The sequence below is a fragment of the Bacillus halotolerans genome (assembly GCF_001517105.1).
Classification (GTDB): Bacteria; Bacillota; Bacilli; order Bacillales; family Bacillaceae; genus Bacillus; species Bacillus halotolerans.
Genome location: NZ_LPVF01000013.1, coordinates 192,352 through 205,319, shown reverse-complemented (window position 1 = coordinate 205,319; position 12,968 = coordinate 192,352). Strand labels below are relative to the sequence as shown.

Annotated in this window: 16 protein-coding genes and 1 other RNA gene; 12 read left to right on the top strand and 5 right to left on the bottom strand. The window is 42.1% G+C overall.

All coding sequences use genetic code 11. The annotated features are described in order from the left end of the window. Positions 1-26: 26 nt before the first annotated feature. Both AU387_RS19070 and recU read right to left on the bottom strand, forming a co-directional pair. Positions 27-2,774: a PBP1A family penicillin-binding protein gene (locus AU387_RS19070; RefSeq protein WP_059336614.1), complete on the bottom strand. Its 2,748-nt coding sequence runs from the start codon at positions 2,772-2,774 to the stop codon at positions 27-29. 21 nt (positions 2,775-2,795) lie between these two features. Further along, positions 2,796-3,416, bottom strand: coding sequence for a Holliday junction resolvase RecU (gene recU / locus AU387_RS19065; protein WP_044155259.1), 621 nt, complete (start codon positions 3,414-3,416; stop codon positions 2,796-2,798). 40 nt (positions 3,417-3,456) lie between these two features. Between recU and AU387_RS19060 the strand changes: the two genes are divergently transcribed. Then, positions 3,457-4,419: a DUF2515 domain-containing protein gene (locus tag AU387_RS19060; protein ID WP_059336613.1), complete on the top strand. Its 963-nt coding sequence runs from the start codon at positions 3,457-3,459 to the stop codon at positions 4,417-4,419. Positions 4,420-4,444: 25 nt separating this feature from the next. Here the strand turns inward: AU387_RS19060 and sspM are convergent, their stop codons facing one another. Then, on the bottom strand, positions 4,445-4,549 hold the full coding sequence (gene sspM / locus AU387_RS19055; RefSeq protein WP_010334703.1) for an acid-soluble spore protein SspM: 105 nt from the start codon (positions 4,547-4,549) through the stop codon (positions 4,445-4,447). Between the two features lie 197 nt (positions 4,550-4,746). Between sspM and AU387_RS19050 the strand changes: the two genes are divergently transcribed. Both AU387_RS19050 and AU387_RS19045 read left to right on the top strand, forming a co-directional pair. Then, a complete protein-coding gene (locus tag AU387_RS19050) occupies positions 4,747-4,992 on the top strand; it encodes a DUF5446 family protein (RefSeq protein WP_044155280.1) in 246 nt (81 codons plus the stop codon). A 45-nt stretch (positions 4,993-5,037) separates the two neighbouring features. Continuing rightward, complete coding sequence (locus AU387_RS19045; protein ID WP_059336612.1) at positions 5,038-5,409, top strand: YppE family protein; 372 nt, start codon at positions 5,038-5,040, stop codon at positions 5,407-5,409. 34 nt (positions 5,410-5,443) lie between these two features. Here AU387_RS19045 and AU387_RS19040 read toward each other — a convergent pair whose 3' ends face one another. Next, complete coding sequence (locus tag AU387_RS19040; protein ID WP_044155293.1) at positions 5,444-5,632, bottom strand: YppF family protein; 189 nt, start codon at positions 5,630-5,632, stop codon at positions 5,444-5,446. 187 nt (positions 5,633-5,819) lie between these two features. Between AU387_RS19040 and AU387_RS19035 the strand changes: the two genes are divergently transcribed. Beyond that, the gene (locus AU387_RS19035) at positions 5,820-6,194 is read left to right on the top strand and encodes a YppG family protein (protein WP_044155301.1); all 375 of its coding nucleotides are present in this window, start codon (positions 5,820-5,822) and stop codon (positions 6,192-6,194) included. A 21-nt stretch (positions 6,195-6,215) separates the two neighbouring features. Here AU387_RS19035 and AU387_RS19030 read toward each other — a convergent pair whose 3' ends face one another. Then, positions 6,216-6,635, bottom strand: coding sequence for an Hsp20/alpha crystallin family protein (locus AU387_RS19030; RefSeq protein WP_044155307.1), 420 nt, complete (start codon positions 6,633-6,635; stop codon positions 6,216-6,218). A gap of 136 nt (positions 6,636-6,771) precedes the next feature. Between AU387_RS19030 and AU387_RS19025 the strand changes: the two genes are divergently transcribed. The 8 genes from AU387_RS19025 to rnpB all read left to right on the top strand — a co-directional run bounded on the left by AU387_RS19025 (position 6,772) and on the right by rnpB (position 12,889). Continuing rightward, positions 6,772-7,278, top strand: coding sequence for a PTS sugar transporter subunit IIA (locus AU387_RS19025; RefSeq protein ID WP_044155315.1), 507 nt, complete (start codon positions 6,772-6,774; stop codon positions 7,276-7,278). 104 nt (positions 7,279-7,382) lie between these two features. Continuing rightward, positions 7,383-9,632, top strand: coding sequence for an ATP-dependent helicase MrfA (gene mrfA / locus AU387_RS19020; RefSeq protein WP_059336611.1), 2,250 nt, complete (start codon positions 7,383-7,385; stop codon positions 9,630-9,632). Positions 9,633-9,648: 16 nt separating this feature from the next. Next, positions 9,649-10,890, top strand: a complete 1,242-nt coding sequence (locus AU387_RS19015; RefSeq protein ID WP_059336610.1) for a ribonuclease H-like domain-containing protein — start codon at positions 9,649-9,651, stop codon at positions 10,888-10,890. Between the two features lie 100 nt (positions 10,891-10,990). After that, on the top strand, positions 10,991-11,119 hold the full coding sequence (locus AU387_RS21680; RefSeq protein ID WP_003230707.1) for a hypothetical protein: 129 nt from the start codon (positions 10,991-10,993) through the stop codon (positions 11,117-11,119). An 84-nt stretch (positions 11,120-11,203) separates the two neighbouring features. Continuing rightward, positions 11,204-11,431 carry a spore coat protein CotD gene (gene cotD / locus AU387_RS21425; protein ID WP_081638329.1) on the top strand — a complete coding sequence of 76 codons (228 nt, stop codon included), beginning with the start codon at positions 11,204-11,206 and terminating at the stop codon, positions 11,429-11,431. Positions 11,432-11,520: 89 nt separating this feature from the next. Beyond that, positions 11,521-12,066: an SLOG family protein gene (locus AU387_RS19010; protein ID WP_024121823.1), complete on the top strand. Its 546-nt coding sequence runs from the start codon at positions 11,521-11,523 to the stop codon at positions 12,064-12,066. Between the two features lie 78 nt (positions 12,067-12,144). Beyond that, the gene (gpsB, locus tag AU387_RS19005; protein ID WP_010334692.1) at positions 12,145-12,441 is read left to right on the top strand and encodes a cell division regulator GpsB; all 297 of its coding nucleotides are present in this window, start codon (positions 12,145-12,147) and stop codon (positions 12,439-12,441) included. 66 nt (positions 12,442-12,507) lie between these two features. Beyond that, positions 12,508-12,889: RNase P RNA component class B (rnpB, locus tag AU387_RS19000), an RNA gene on the top strand. Positions 12,890-12,968: the final 79 nt, after the last annotated feature.

Here is a 12,968-nt window from a genome sequence, read left to right as displayed (position 1 = left end):
CCTTTTAAAGGGTGATGGCTTTGTCTTTAATTCGTTTTTTCAGTTGATGATGAATTCGTTTGTGTATTACCAGAAGTATTTGTTTTGTTTTTATCTGTATTAGACCCTGATGAATCATCCGTTGAGTCACCATCTGACGCGTCCTCTTCTTTGCGGCCGTTGTTATTGTTGCTGTTATCGTTAGATTGGTCTTGGTTGCTGTTGTCGGACGGATTGGTGTTCGTGTTGTCTTGTTTTTTGTCTTGATCGTTTGTTGAATCATCTGTCTGATCTTGATCTGTCTGACTGTCATCTGTTTGAGAATCATCAGTTTGTGTGTCATCCTGAGTCTTCTCATCATCTTTATTTTCATCATCCGTTTGCTGCTGGTCTTCCTTATCTTCATCCTCTTCGGCTTTTGGCACTTCATAGGATGTCGACGCTGAACTTTCGCCATCATCACTGACGGCTGTCACTTCGAATTTGTATACAGAGCCTGGCTGCACGCCCGAAATGACTGCTTCTTTTGCAGAGCTGTTTTGAACTTCAGAGTAGCTGCCGCCATCAACAGATTGCTTAACAGCAAAGGTCGCATCTCCGTCGTACTTCCAGCTTAATGTCAATGATTGATTATCTTTATCATATTTCACACTTAAACCAGACAGTTTTGCTGTTTCTTCTTTCTCTTCTTTCTCATATGTTTTAGAAACAGTAGAAGGAGATGTACCTTTTACAAAGTACTCTGTGACCTTTTTATCGCTTGGTGTATTCGGCCCTGCCAGTTTTGCCGGATTAGAGCCTTTTTCCACAGTCGCTTCCACTACGCTGTCAGGTTTCTCAAATGATCCGCTTCCGTCATCGACTTGGGCGATAAGCTTTGCAAATAGACGTTTTGCGACTTGCTGTTCCGTTTTATTTAAAGATTTTTTCCCTAACTTGTTTTGTGAATCTACACCTGTCCATACAGCAACAGTGTACTGAGGTGTATACCCGACAAACCAGGAATCAGGCACACCGCCAGGAGCGATATTGTACTTTTGTATTGTATCTTCATTAAAGTTTGTTGTTCCTGTTTTACCGGCTACCTCGACTCCAGGTACTTGTGCAAGCTGTCCGGTACCTGTCTTAACAGCTGTTTTCAGCATATCTGTAATCATAAAGGCTGTATAATCGCTCATTGCTGACTTAGATTTCGGTGTTAAGTCAAGCTTTGTTCCATCGTTAAATTCAATAGACTTCACAAAATGCGGTTCATTATACGTTCCGTTATTTCCAAATGCGCTGTATGCTCCTGCCATTGTCAGAGAAGAGACACCCGGGTTGTCATCTCCGAATCCTCCGATAGAATACGATTCATACACTTTTTCCTTATTTAAACCGAGTCCCAATCCGTTAGCAAAATCCACTGCAGTGTCTTTTCCGACTGCTTGGAATGCTTTCAAAGCCGGGATATTACGAGATTGTGCCAGTGCTTCACGCATAGACATTGGTCCTTTATATGAGCGGTCAAAGTCTCGGATAGGTGTTCCATCTGAATATGTGTAAGCTGAGTCATCAATTTGCTCGTAGGTGGACCATTTTTTATTTTCAATAACTGGTCCGTAGTCTAGGATTGGTTTTATCGTAGAACCAGGCTGAGTTTTTGCTTGAGTGGCATAGTTGAAGCCCCCAACTGTTGAGTTTCTTCCGGAACCGATTGCCCGGACTTCACCAGTTTTTGTGTCAAGAAGCGAAACGCCGCCTTGCATTCCTTCAGTAAATCCGACAGTCTCCCCATCCATTAATTCATCTAAAGTGTCTTGTGCTTTTGTATCCAGTGTTGTATAGATCTTTAATCCGTCAGCAGATGGATCGACATCAGATTTTTCATCTATTTCTTTCATGACTTCATCAACAAAGGCGCTGTATTTGTTTGAATTTGTTTTTTCATATTCCTTCTGTGAAACAACGCCTTCATCTTTCATCGCAACTTTTTTAGCTTTAGTATATTGAGAATCAGAAATAAATCCTTGCTTTTTCATCAGGCTGAGTACAATGTTCCGTCTTTTTTCCGCTTTATCAGGGTTTTTAACCGGATTGTACGCAGTCGGGCTTTGCGGCATACCCGCAAGTGTCGCAGCCTGTTCCACTGTCAATTTGCTTAAATCAGTGACGCCGAAAAATTCTTCCGCCGCTTTTCCGATTCCGTAAGCTCTAGGAGAAAAATAAATTCGGTTTAAATACATTTCTAAAATTTCATCTTTAGAGTAATTGCGCTCCAGCTGAATTGAAAGCCACACTTCCTGTACCTTCCGTTTCAGCGTCTTTTGATGGGACAGAAGGGAGTTCTTAACGACCTGCTGGGTTATCGTACTCCCGCCTTCAGCTCCGAAGCCGTCTTTAAAGTTGGCGACAAGGGCACCTCCGATACGGACAGGGTCAATCCCGTGGTGTTCGTAAAAACGTGCGTCCTCTGTCGCGATAAAGGCTTCTTTTACGACATCAGGTATTTCATCTATCGAGACGTAGGTACGCTTTTCGGCACCGACTTCTGCGACTTCTTTTCCATTTTTATCATAAATCGTTGAAGAATAAGGCGTCTTCAATTTGTTTTCGTCCAGTGATGGCGCATCTGAAACCATGACGGCAAATGTTACGGCGCCGCCGACTACACCCAGGATAAATAGAATGAGTAAAGTGAATAGCGTCTTTTTAAACAAACCGCCTTTTTTTCGTTTCTTGCCTTTTTTCGGTGAAGGGCTCGACTTGCTGTTCGCTTTACGTCGAGCTTCACGGCTGTTAAATTGATCTGACATAACATCTCAACCTTTCGTTAATCAACCTTTCGCACTAGATGATGGCGAAAAATAAAGCTGCTCAATAATACTAATATAATCAATTCTTGGCGCGTATCCAAGAGAAATCGGATAAGCTGCTTCCTCTAACTCATCTTTTCGAATTGATTTTCTGCCGTTTTTTTCTTTTCTTTCCCAGAAATAAAACAGCCTATCGGCTTCTAAAAAATAAACCTGGCCGAAAGCGGATATAATAACAAAACAAATACCGTCTTGAGCCGTTACCTGCTTCATATGCTCAATTTGATGGTCATGGAAATTCTGCAGGGGGAAAGAGGTTTTGTTTTTTGTCTCTTTCGCCTCAAAGTCAATGTACCGCCCTTTATAAATACCGTTATAATCTGTTGTCGATGATTGTTTAAAATAGGCTTCTTTTATGACTGCAGCGCTTCTTTTTGGATAATGGACATTTACAATTTGAACAGGTGTCGGCTTTTTGTGTATCACGGCAATTTGGTTTGTCAGATAATACTTATTCGTTTCGTTTAAGTCATCTTCGAGGGTCATTCCGCGATTACTGTAAGATGGCGCTCTTTTATGACTGTTTTGGGATGAAACCGGATGTTTCGGCTGAAACGTTTTTCCGTTAGGATACCGAATCACTTTCTCATCCTCCTTATTAAACTATTATTGACGGAAGTGAATGAACGTGCAAGAACAACAGGCTATGAGAAAGCTTCTTCGCCGGATTGAGCGGCAGACGGCAGTCAAAAACGCCGATAATATTTCAAGAACGAATGCTTATAAAACATTCTATGACCGTCATCCGGAAATTAAATGGTCGCTCTTAGCTTCCTTCGTTTCACGCAATGCCGGCTGGTCGATGACTGATTTAAAGGGCAGTCTGTTTCAGCTTGGTCTGCGTGAGTCACAGCAAAGGTGGTTCTTTTTGGCCTACGAGAGAGCGAATTGGCTCATCTTTTCAGATGCCTATCCGCAGCTTCTTTTGTACCACTGGTCTGTAAAAATCGGGAAGCCCCTGTTCAACTATCTGCAATTGTTTGGCGTATCACAATTTATGACAGAAGAGTGGACCCGTTTTTGGCATGAACGAAACACGGAGCGGCTCATGTATGCTCTCATTATAAATGAACAAAACACTATCCAAACACCTATTATACAAAATCCTTCGTTCAAAAAGAACGTTTTTGGCACGATTCCTTTTTATTTAAGTGACTGGTTTCATTTCAACACCGTTATTTTTCCTTCTTCAGACGGCATTCTTTACGGTATTTCGGCCAAGCGTTTTTCTAAAACTGAAGAAAGGATAAGGCTTGGAAAACAGCTGTCACAATTGCTGTTCAGTCCGGAACTGTTTTCTTCTTTTTATGACTTTTTGCACACAGTGCCGCATACAGGCTCCCGTTTTGATATGGAAAAAATGATCGGAATCACAAAAAGGACATCTCCTATGCTAAGGACATGCTACCCTGAATTAACTCACTCATTAGACGGAAAGAAAACAGATTGGTTTCATGGAAAGATAAAGAAAGGCCTCTTTGAGCGGGAAGCATTGCCGCGGCAGATAGAATTGACTGACTGGTATGTAAACAAAAAACGTCAGCTGCATGCGCTCTTTGCGGTGGAGCATTGGCTGAAGAAATAAAAGAAGCAAGGAATTTCCTTGCTTCTTACGTAGAAGGACGGTTCGGGCCGCCTAGTTTTTTATCTAAAGAATCAACTGCTTTTGATTCTGTCTTTTTTTGCTGGCCGGCTTTTTTCGGTCTAGATTTCATACGGCACCTCCTCACAAGTATCGTGTGCATTAAGCGTGAGGATCATACAATTTTTGCGTGTCTTTTTGTCGAAAACTTCAGCTTTTCGTGGAATACCTGTTTGTTTGGCGATTTGCTTCTAGTTTTGTCATGCGGAAGGATTGCGCCGTACGAGCAAAGAATTTAACCGGGAGAGAAGAGTAAAGGGAGGAACACAAATGTCCGGTTATGTAAGCAAGACAGATATTCTCCGAATGCTTTCTGATATAGAAACTGAAATAAACTGTGCTGAACAGAGCCTTGGCCGTTCTATAGATGTATTCGAGGCTGAAATGCGTGAAACGGAGGACGAGCGTTTGAGTGTTCTGGAAGAAGAAATCATGGATCTTCATATATGTATAAACGAACTGTACCGATCCCCTCAAGAGAGGTATGCTGTAGATAAGGTATACCGTATCGGCTGAATTTATGAGCAAAATTTGGTACGATAAGCTTTGAGGTGAAGGAAGTTGCAACCACAAACATTGCTGAAAGTTACCGAGCAAATGATTGAAGCCGCTGAAACAGGTGCTGCACGATATCAGGAAGGGAAAGAAAATGACTATTCGTACGATTTTTTTGAGACGATAAAGCCTGCTGTGGAGGAGAATGATGCCCTGGCAGCTCACTGGGCGGAAGGGGCGCTTGAATTTATAAAGTCTCACCGCCCGAAATACGTGCATGCTGAGCAAATAGAGACCGCAAAAGATAATTTCCTGGAATTGATTCTTCAATCATATGTTCATCATATTCATAAAAAGCGATTCAAAGACATCACTGAATCAGTCATTTACACATTGCAGACAGTGAGGGATGAAATTGCAAGTGAAGACAGCCAATAAGGCTGTCTTCATTTTTATTATAGGGGACCGGACATTAATTCAGCTCATATGCCGGGCTTTCTGCTCCATTTGCTTCCAGAACCTTCATACTGTTACGAAATTCAGTTGCGTTGAGGTGTCCTTGAATATAGAGGAACTTGGCAAAGTCCATCAGTTTATTCACACAGTCTGTTTCATATTTCTTCATTTCTGCAAAACGTTTGCTTAAGTATGGTACGTTCATTATGGTGCATCCCCTCTCATCTGTATTGAAAATATGGTATCATAATGATTCGACTTTTTTCTGTTTTTAAAAAATTTAAACTTTCGACACAATTTGACAAACACGCTTGATAGCATCAGACACAAACAAAAGAAATGATTCATACATATATAGGAGAGAAACTGTTGAGTCTAGGGGGGAAATCGCAATGAAAAGGAGACCTCAAAACGATCCTCGGCAATTGGGTTATTATTATCCTCAGCAAGTGCAGGGATATTATCAGCAGAATGCGCCTGTTCATTCTGAACAGTACGTTCCGCAGCATTACGGACAACAGGAGTTTTATCAGCCGTATAATCCGCCTCAGTCTATGCCTATGCAGCCGCCGGTATTTCCTAATCCTTATCCTATTCCGAGACCGAATCAGCAGCAGCCTTCACAGGTTCAAAGTATTATGTCGCAATTCAAAAAAGCGAACGGGCAGTTTGACTTTAATAAAATGATGGATACGACAGGCCAAGTCATGAGTGCCATGAATCAAGTCGGCTCATTAATAAAGGGGTTTACCAGCTTTTTCAAATAACAAAAGCATGAATGAATCAATTCATTCATGCTTATTTGTTGGGAAGAAAAGCGTCATTGTCTGCTCACTCCATGACGTTACCATTTCTTCCTGATGTACCTCATAAGGCAGCTGTACGGTTCTTGTCATGCTTGTTAATGTGGAGGCGTTTTGCTCCTTCTGTTTTTCCTGAAGCGTTACATGGAGGTACCGGGACTTAATGTCGATGAGAATCTCGCCGTCTCGAAACGTTGCTGGAATTGTGATATCGACATACAGCCCGTCATCACTTTCTCTGACGTCTATCGTTGTCTGTACATCTTTAAAACTAGAGTCGATCAAGTTTTGAAAACCCTGTAAAAGATTTCCTAATGCAGAAGACTGAAACAGATGGTCCATTGCTTGATTGATGATCTCTTCTTTCTTAGACAATTCATTCTTTTTGTCATCTTTACATTCCAAATGAGCCACCGCCTTTTTTTATCAGACTATGCGTTTGTGCCGGATGTAGTTATAAATTGAAGCGAAATTGAAAGTGTGGTTAAATAGGTGGTGAATGAAGGGATAACGGTTGATGAATTGGAAGGGAGATAACACATTGCTGAAAAAATTATTCGGAATGGGAAAATCAGAGGAAAAAATTACGGAAGAGGTCATCTATTCTCCGGCAGACGGGACGGTAATGGATCTGACAGATGTGCCGGATCCTGTTTTTTCACAAAAAATGATGGGCGAAGGAATTGCAGTTGAACCCTCTAATGGTGAAATTGTTTCACCTGCTGAAGGTGAAGTGATTCAGCTGTTTCATACAAAACACGCCGTGGGCATCCGGACACGTTCGGGAATCGAGCTGTTAATTCACGTAGGATTAGAAACCGTAAATATGAATGGAGAAGGATTTACCGCTCATATTAAAGAAGGTGACAAAGTAAAGGTCGGCGACCCGCTCATCACGTGTGATTTGGAGTTAATAAAAGAAAAAGCGAGCAGCACAGTCATCCCAATCGTCATTATGAATGGGGAAGCTGTGGAAACAATAGAGCCTGCAGGCGAAAAGGCTGCACACAAAGGCGAAACAAAGCTGCTCACAATAAGAGCGAAATAAGCAGGGCGGATGCCTTGCTTTTTTGTTGTCCGATTGTATAAAATTTGCACCTAGCCATGCAAACAAATATTCGGTAAACTGTACTTGATAAAGAGGTGTAAAGAATGAAAAAGAAATCACTGACTGAACTCATTTCTGAATTGAAAGGAAATGAAAACGTTGTGAACTGGCATGAAATTGAGCCTCGTGAAGCAAGGACAAGGCCGATGCCTGAATGTATAGATGAGAGACTCAAAACAGCCCTTTCCAAAAGGGGAATTGATGCCTTATATACCCACCAATATGCCGCTTTTCAATATGTGCAAAAAGGTGAAAGCATTGTAACTGTAACGCCTACGGCATCCGGGAAAACATTATGCTACAACCTGCCTGTCCTGCAATCTATCGCTGAGGAGGATACAAACCGGGCGTTATATTTATTTCCTACTAAAGCGCTGGCCCAGGATCAAAAAAGTGAGCTTAATGAAATCATTGATGAGATGGGCATTGATATTAAAAGTTTTACATATGACGGAGATACATCTCCAGCGATCAGACAAAAAGTCAGAAAAGCAGGGCACATTGTGATTACAAACCCTGATATGCTCCACTCGGCAATTCTTCCGCATCATACAAAATGGGTGAGTCTGTTTGAAAACCTTAAATATATTGTGATAGACGAGCTGCACACGTATCGCGGTGTATTCGGAAGCCATGTGGCAAATGTAATCCGCCGGCTGAAACGGATCTGCCGATTTTATGGAAGTGACCCGATCTTTATTTGTACCTCGGCAACGATCGCGAATCCGAAGGAATTGGGAGAGCAGCTGACCGGAAACTCAATGAGGCTGGTTGATGACAACGGTGCGCCAAGCGGACGGAAGCACTTTGTATTTTATAATCCGCCAATTGTTAATCAGCCGCTTAACATCAGAAAAAGCGCAACAGTAGAAGTAAACGAGCTGGCGAAAGAGTTCCTGAAGAACAAAGTGCAGACCATTGTATTTGCCAGAAGCAGAGTCCGTGTGGAAATTATTTTAAGCCATATTCAGGAACTGGTGAAAAAAGAGATCGGGGCAAAGTCTATCAGAGGTTATCGGGGAGGATATCTTCCAAAAGAACGAAGAGAAATCGAAAGAGGACTGCGAGATGGCGAAATTCTTGGGGTTGTCAGCACAAATGCGCTGGAGCTCGGGGTTGATATCGGTCAGCTGCAGGTCTGTATCATGACCGGTTATCCCGGAAGTGTGGCAAGTGCGTGGCAGCAGGCGGGAAGAGCCGGCAGAAGACACGGTGAGTCCTTGATTGTCATGGTGGCTAATTCAACGCCGATTGACCAGTATATTGTGCGCCATCCTGAATACTTTTTTGACCGTTCGCCGGAATCGGCAAGAATCAACCCAGAGAATCTAATTATTTTAGTTGATCACTTAAAATGCGCTTCTTATGAACTTCCTTTCAAAGCCGATGAAGAGTTTGGGCCGCTGGACGTCAGTGATATCCTCGAGTACCTTCAGGAAGAGGGTGTCCTGCACCGCAATGGAGAACGTTATCATTGGGCAAACGAATCGTTTCCTGCTTCCAATATCAGTCTGCGTTCGGCTTCACAAGAAAATGTGGTCATTGTCGATCAAACGGATGTTGCGAATGTGAGAATCATCGGTGAAATGGATCGGTTTAGTGCGATGACGCTTCTTCATGATGAAGCGATTTATTTGCATGAAGGCGTGCAATTCCAAGTGGAAAAGCTTGATTGGGATCATAAAAAGGCTTATGTCAGAAAAGTTGATGTGGAATATTACACGGATGCCAATCTGGCAGTCCAGCTGAAGGTGCTGGAAATTGACAAAACAAAAGAGAGGAGCCGTACATCCCTACATTACGGCGATGTTACGGTAAATGCATTGCCCACTATTTTTAAAAAGATTAAGATGACTACTTTTGAAAATATCGGATCAGGCTCTATCCATTTACCGGAAGAAGAACTCCACACGAGTGCGGCTTGGCTTGAAATCAAAACAATTGATGAAGACATTGGAGAAAAGACACTCGAACAGCTGCTTCTGGGCATATCGAATGTTTTGCAGCATATTGTCCCTGTGTATATTATGTGTGACCGAAATGATGTCCATGTCGTTTCGCAAATCAAAGCTGCCCATACCGGTTTGCCAACGGTATTTTTATATGACCATTATCCGGGCGGAATCGGCTTGGCAGAGGAAGTCTTTACACGGTTTGTTGACATTAATGATGCGGCTAAGCGGCTGATAAAACAATGTCCTTGTCATGATGGCTGTCCGTCTTGTATAGGTACTGAAATAGAAGGAATAAAAGCCAAGGAACGAATTTTGCAGCTGTTGGACCAAATGTCATAAGGAAAGGAGGTTAGGCATGTCGTTAAAAGGAAAACTCCAGCGTATGAAAAAGCATATGGTGCTGGAGGAAGCAGAACACAAGATAGAAGAGAATGGGACTTCAGACATTCGCTCTGATATACCATTTCTTAAAGAGTGGGAGGCTTATGGCGTGAAGCCTTTCTTCTTTGAGGATGAATACTGTCTGATCAGGGAAGTAGAATATCCGCTCTCCCATCGGCACGGGCATTACTGTTTTTCCGAGCTGGATGAAGTCATCGGGTTATGGAACAAAAGCAGCCTCTCGCATACATTATCTGCAAAAGGATATGAAAACAACAGCCTGTTTTTCTTTGATACAGAAACAACAGGTCTTGGCGGCGGAGCCGGCAATACGATTTTTTTGCTCGGCCATGCAAGGGTATATAAAGATCGAGTGGTAATCAAACAGCATCTTCTGCCCAAACCGGGGAATGAAGTCGCCTTGTATCAGAGCTTTTTAAGCGAGGTTGATATTACATCACTTGTTACCTACAACGGAAAAGCTTTTGATTGGCCGCAGGTAAAAACAAGGCATACACTGATTCGTGACAGAGTTCCGAAGCTCCCGGAATTCGGGCATTTTGACCTCTTGCATGGAGCAAGGCGTTTGTGGAAGCACAAAATGGAACGCGTGTCGCTTGGCTCAGTTGAAAAAGAAGAGCTCGGCGTACGCAGAAAAGAAGACACCCCGGGCTATTTGGCGCCGATGCTGTACTTTCATTTTATTAAGGCACAGGAACCGGATCTTTTAAAGGGTGTGCTGCACCATAATGAGATGGATGTGCTGTCGTTAATTTCACTGTACATTCATATGTCAAAGAAAATTCTTTCCGCTTCTGATATGCCAAAAGAGCATGATGAAGCTTACGCAATGGCGAAATGGTTTATTGCCCATAAGGAAACGGGCCAAGCAGTCAATCAGCTTGAAAGACTTAAAGAAAAGTCATTTGAAAATAAAGACAGAGCCCTTTTAGATTTATCAATGCTGTACAAAAAACAAAACCGCCTAGAAGATGCAGTCCTGCTTTGGGAGAAACTATCTCATTCTCAGCACCAAAAATGCAGGTACACGTCAGCGATAGAGCTTGCTAAATATTTTGAGCATAAGAAAAAGGAATTCGGGAAAGCTTTACATACAGCTGAACAATTACTTGCTGATGAGGCGTCCTTATCAGAAAAAGAAACGGAAAATCTGCACGTGAGAATTGCCCGTTTGAAGAGGAAATATTCCTCTTAAATATTCCCCGGGAAAGCGCAAAAGACGACTTCTTTCGCCATGAAATTTTTTTGCTGGATTCACATCGATTTTGTTGTAGAAAACCGGCGAATCCTGTAAAATGACGTTAGTTATTTTTAAAGGGAGAGTTGGTATGTATAAGGGTGTTTTTTATTTGTTCTTCGTCGTTGTGTTTTTGATTGCTTTCGTATTTTCAAACTTTAAAGACAGCTTAATTGCACACTTTTAAAATAGGTCTTTGCATCAGAACATGTACCCCCTATTTTTCATAGCTTAGTATTGTAATAAAGTTTATGGAAAGGGGATTTAAATCATGCATCACTGCAGACCGCACATGATGGCGCCGATTGTCCATCCTACTCATTGCTGTGAACACCATACGTTTTCAAAAACAATCGTGCCGCACATTCACCCACAGCACACAACAAACGTAAATCACCAGCATTTCCAGCACGTTCACTACTTTCCACACACTTTCTCAAATGTTGATCCGGCTACGCATCAGCATTTTCAAGCAGGAAGACCTTGTTGCGATTACTAGTATGGAAACGTGCAGCTTGATGGTGTAAACCAACGCAGCACATCAAATGGGGCCCAATGGGAGCCCCATTTTTTAAAGCAGGTGAAAAGATGAAAGTATTGGCAATAACAGGATATAAACCGTTTGAACTCGGGATATTTAAACAGGATGACAAGGCGCTGTATTACATAAAAAAAGCCATTAAGAACCGGCTGATTGCTTTTTTGGATGAAGGATTAGAATGGATTTTAATTTCAGGGCAGCTTGGAACAGAACTCTGGTCGGCCGAAGTTGCATATGATTTGCAGGAAGAATACCCTGACTTAAAGGTTGCTGTCATCACACCATTTTACGAGCAGGAAAAGAACTGGAAAGAGCCGAATAAGGAACTGTATGAAGCTGTTCTGGCCCAGGCGGACTACGAGGAAAGCCTGACTCATCGTCCGTATGAAAGCCCGCTTCAGTTCAAACAAAAAAATCAGTTCTTCATTGATAAGTCTGACGCGCTTATGCTTTTATATGACTCTGAAATGGCTGGTTCCCCAAAGTATATGCTTGAGACAGCTGAAAAAAGACGCGAACAGGATGGCTATCCGATCTACTTTATCACAATGGATGATCTGAGAGTGACAGTAGAGGAAGACAGCTTCTCATAACAAAGAAAGAGAAATTTGACAATCGTACAGATTTCTGAAAAAATATAAGATGATGATTCACGATACGAGGTGAAAAAGATGCTTGCTGATAAAGTAAAGCTTTCTGCGAAAGACATTTTGGAAAAAGAATTTAAAACAGGCGTTAGAGGTTACAAACAAGAAGACGTTGACAAATTTTTAGATATGATCATTAAGGATTATGAAACCTTTCATCAAGAAATTGAAGAACTGCAGCAGGAAAATTTGCAGCTGAAAAAACAGCTTGAAGAAGCCAGCAAAAAACAGCCAGTGCAATCAAACACAACGAACTTTGATATCTTAAAACGGCTGTCTAACTTAGAAAAGCATGTTTTTGGCAGCAAGCTTTATGATTGATCTGCGCTTGTAAAAAATGGCGCTTGTAAATGACAATCAGTTGTTATATAATAATTCATGTTCTTAACGTTCGGGTAATCGCTGCAGATCTTGAATCTGTAGAGGAAAGTCCATGCTCGCACGGTGCTGAGATGCCCGTAGTGTTCGTGCCTAGCGAAGTCATAAGCTAGGGCAGCCTTGATAGGCTGACGGCAGGAAAAAAGCCTACGTCCTTTGGATATGGCTGAGTATCCTTGAAAGTGCCACAGTGACGAAGTCTCACTAGAAATGGTGAGAGTGGAACGCGGTAAACCCCTCGAGCGAGAAACCCAAATTTTGGTAGGGGAACCTTCTTGACGGAATTCAACGGAGAGAAGGACAGAATGCTTTCTGTAGATAGATGATTGCCGCCTGAGTACGAGGTGATGAGCCGATTGCAGTACGATGGAACAAAACATGGCTTACAGAACGTTAGACCACTTAAATTAAATGATGAAATCAAGCTCTCCCGTATAAGGAGAGCTTTTATCTTGATGAGAGAAAAGTTT

What these genes read in the sequence shown, in the direction of transcription:
- AU387_RS21680 (WP_003230707.1), top strand. Translation starts at nt 10,991, where the DNA reads ATGACGTTAGTTATTTTTAAAGGGAGAGTTGGTATGTATAAGGGTGTT.
- AU387_RS19010 (WP_024121823.1), top strand. Translation starts at nt 11,521, where the DNA reads ATGAAAGTATTGGCAATAACAGGATATAAACCGTTTGAACTCGGGATA.
- AU387_RS19035 (WP_044155301.1), top strand. Translation starts at nt 5,820, where the DNA reads ATGAAAAGGAGACCTCAAAACGATCCTCGGCAATTGGGTTATTATTAT.
- sspM (WP_010334703.1), bottom strand. Translation starts at nt 4,549, where the DNA reads ATGAAATCTAGACCGAAAAAAGCCGGCCAGCAAAAAAAGACAGAATCA.
- AU387_RS19050 (WP_044155280.1), top strand. Translation starts at nt 4,747, where the DNA reads ATGTCCGGTTATGTAAGCAAGACAGATATTCTCCGAATGCTTTCTGAT.
- AU387_RS19015 (WP_059336610.1), top strand. Translation starts at nt 9,649, where the DNA reads ATGTCGTTAAAAGGAAAACTCCAGCGTATGAAAAAGCATATGGTGCTG.
- gpsB (WP_010334692.1), top strand. Translation starts at nt 12,145, where the DNA reads ATGCTTGCTGATAAAGTAAAGCTTTCTGCGAAAGACATTTTGGAAAAA.
- AU387_RS19040 (WP_044155293.1), bottom strand. Translation starts at nt 5,632, where the DNA reads ATGAACGTACCATACTTAAGCAAACGTTTTGCAGAAATGAAGAAATAT.
- AU387_RS19070 (WP_059336614.1), bottom strand. Translation starts at nt 2,774, where the DNA reads ATGTCAGATCAATTTAACAGCCGTGAAGCTCGACGTAAAGCGAACAGC.
- cotD (WP_081638329.1), top strand. Translation starts at nt 11,204, where the DNA reads ATGCATCACTGCAGACCGCACATGATGGCGCCGATTGTCCATCCTACT.
- AU387_RS19060 (WP_059336613.1), top strand. Translation starts at nt 3,457, where the DNA reads ATGAACGTGCAAGAACAACAGGCTATGAGAAAGCTTCTTCGCCGGATT.
- mrfA (WP_059336611.1), top strand. Translation starts at nt 7,383, where the DNA reads ATGAAAAAGAAATCACTGACTGAACTCATTTCTGAATTGAAAGGAAAT.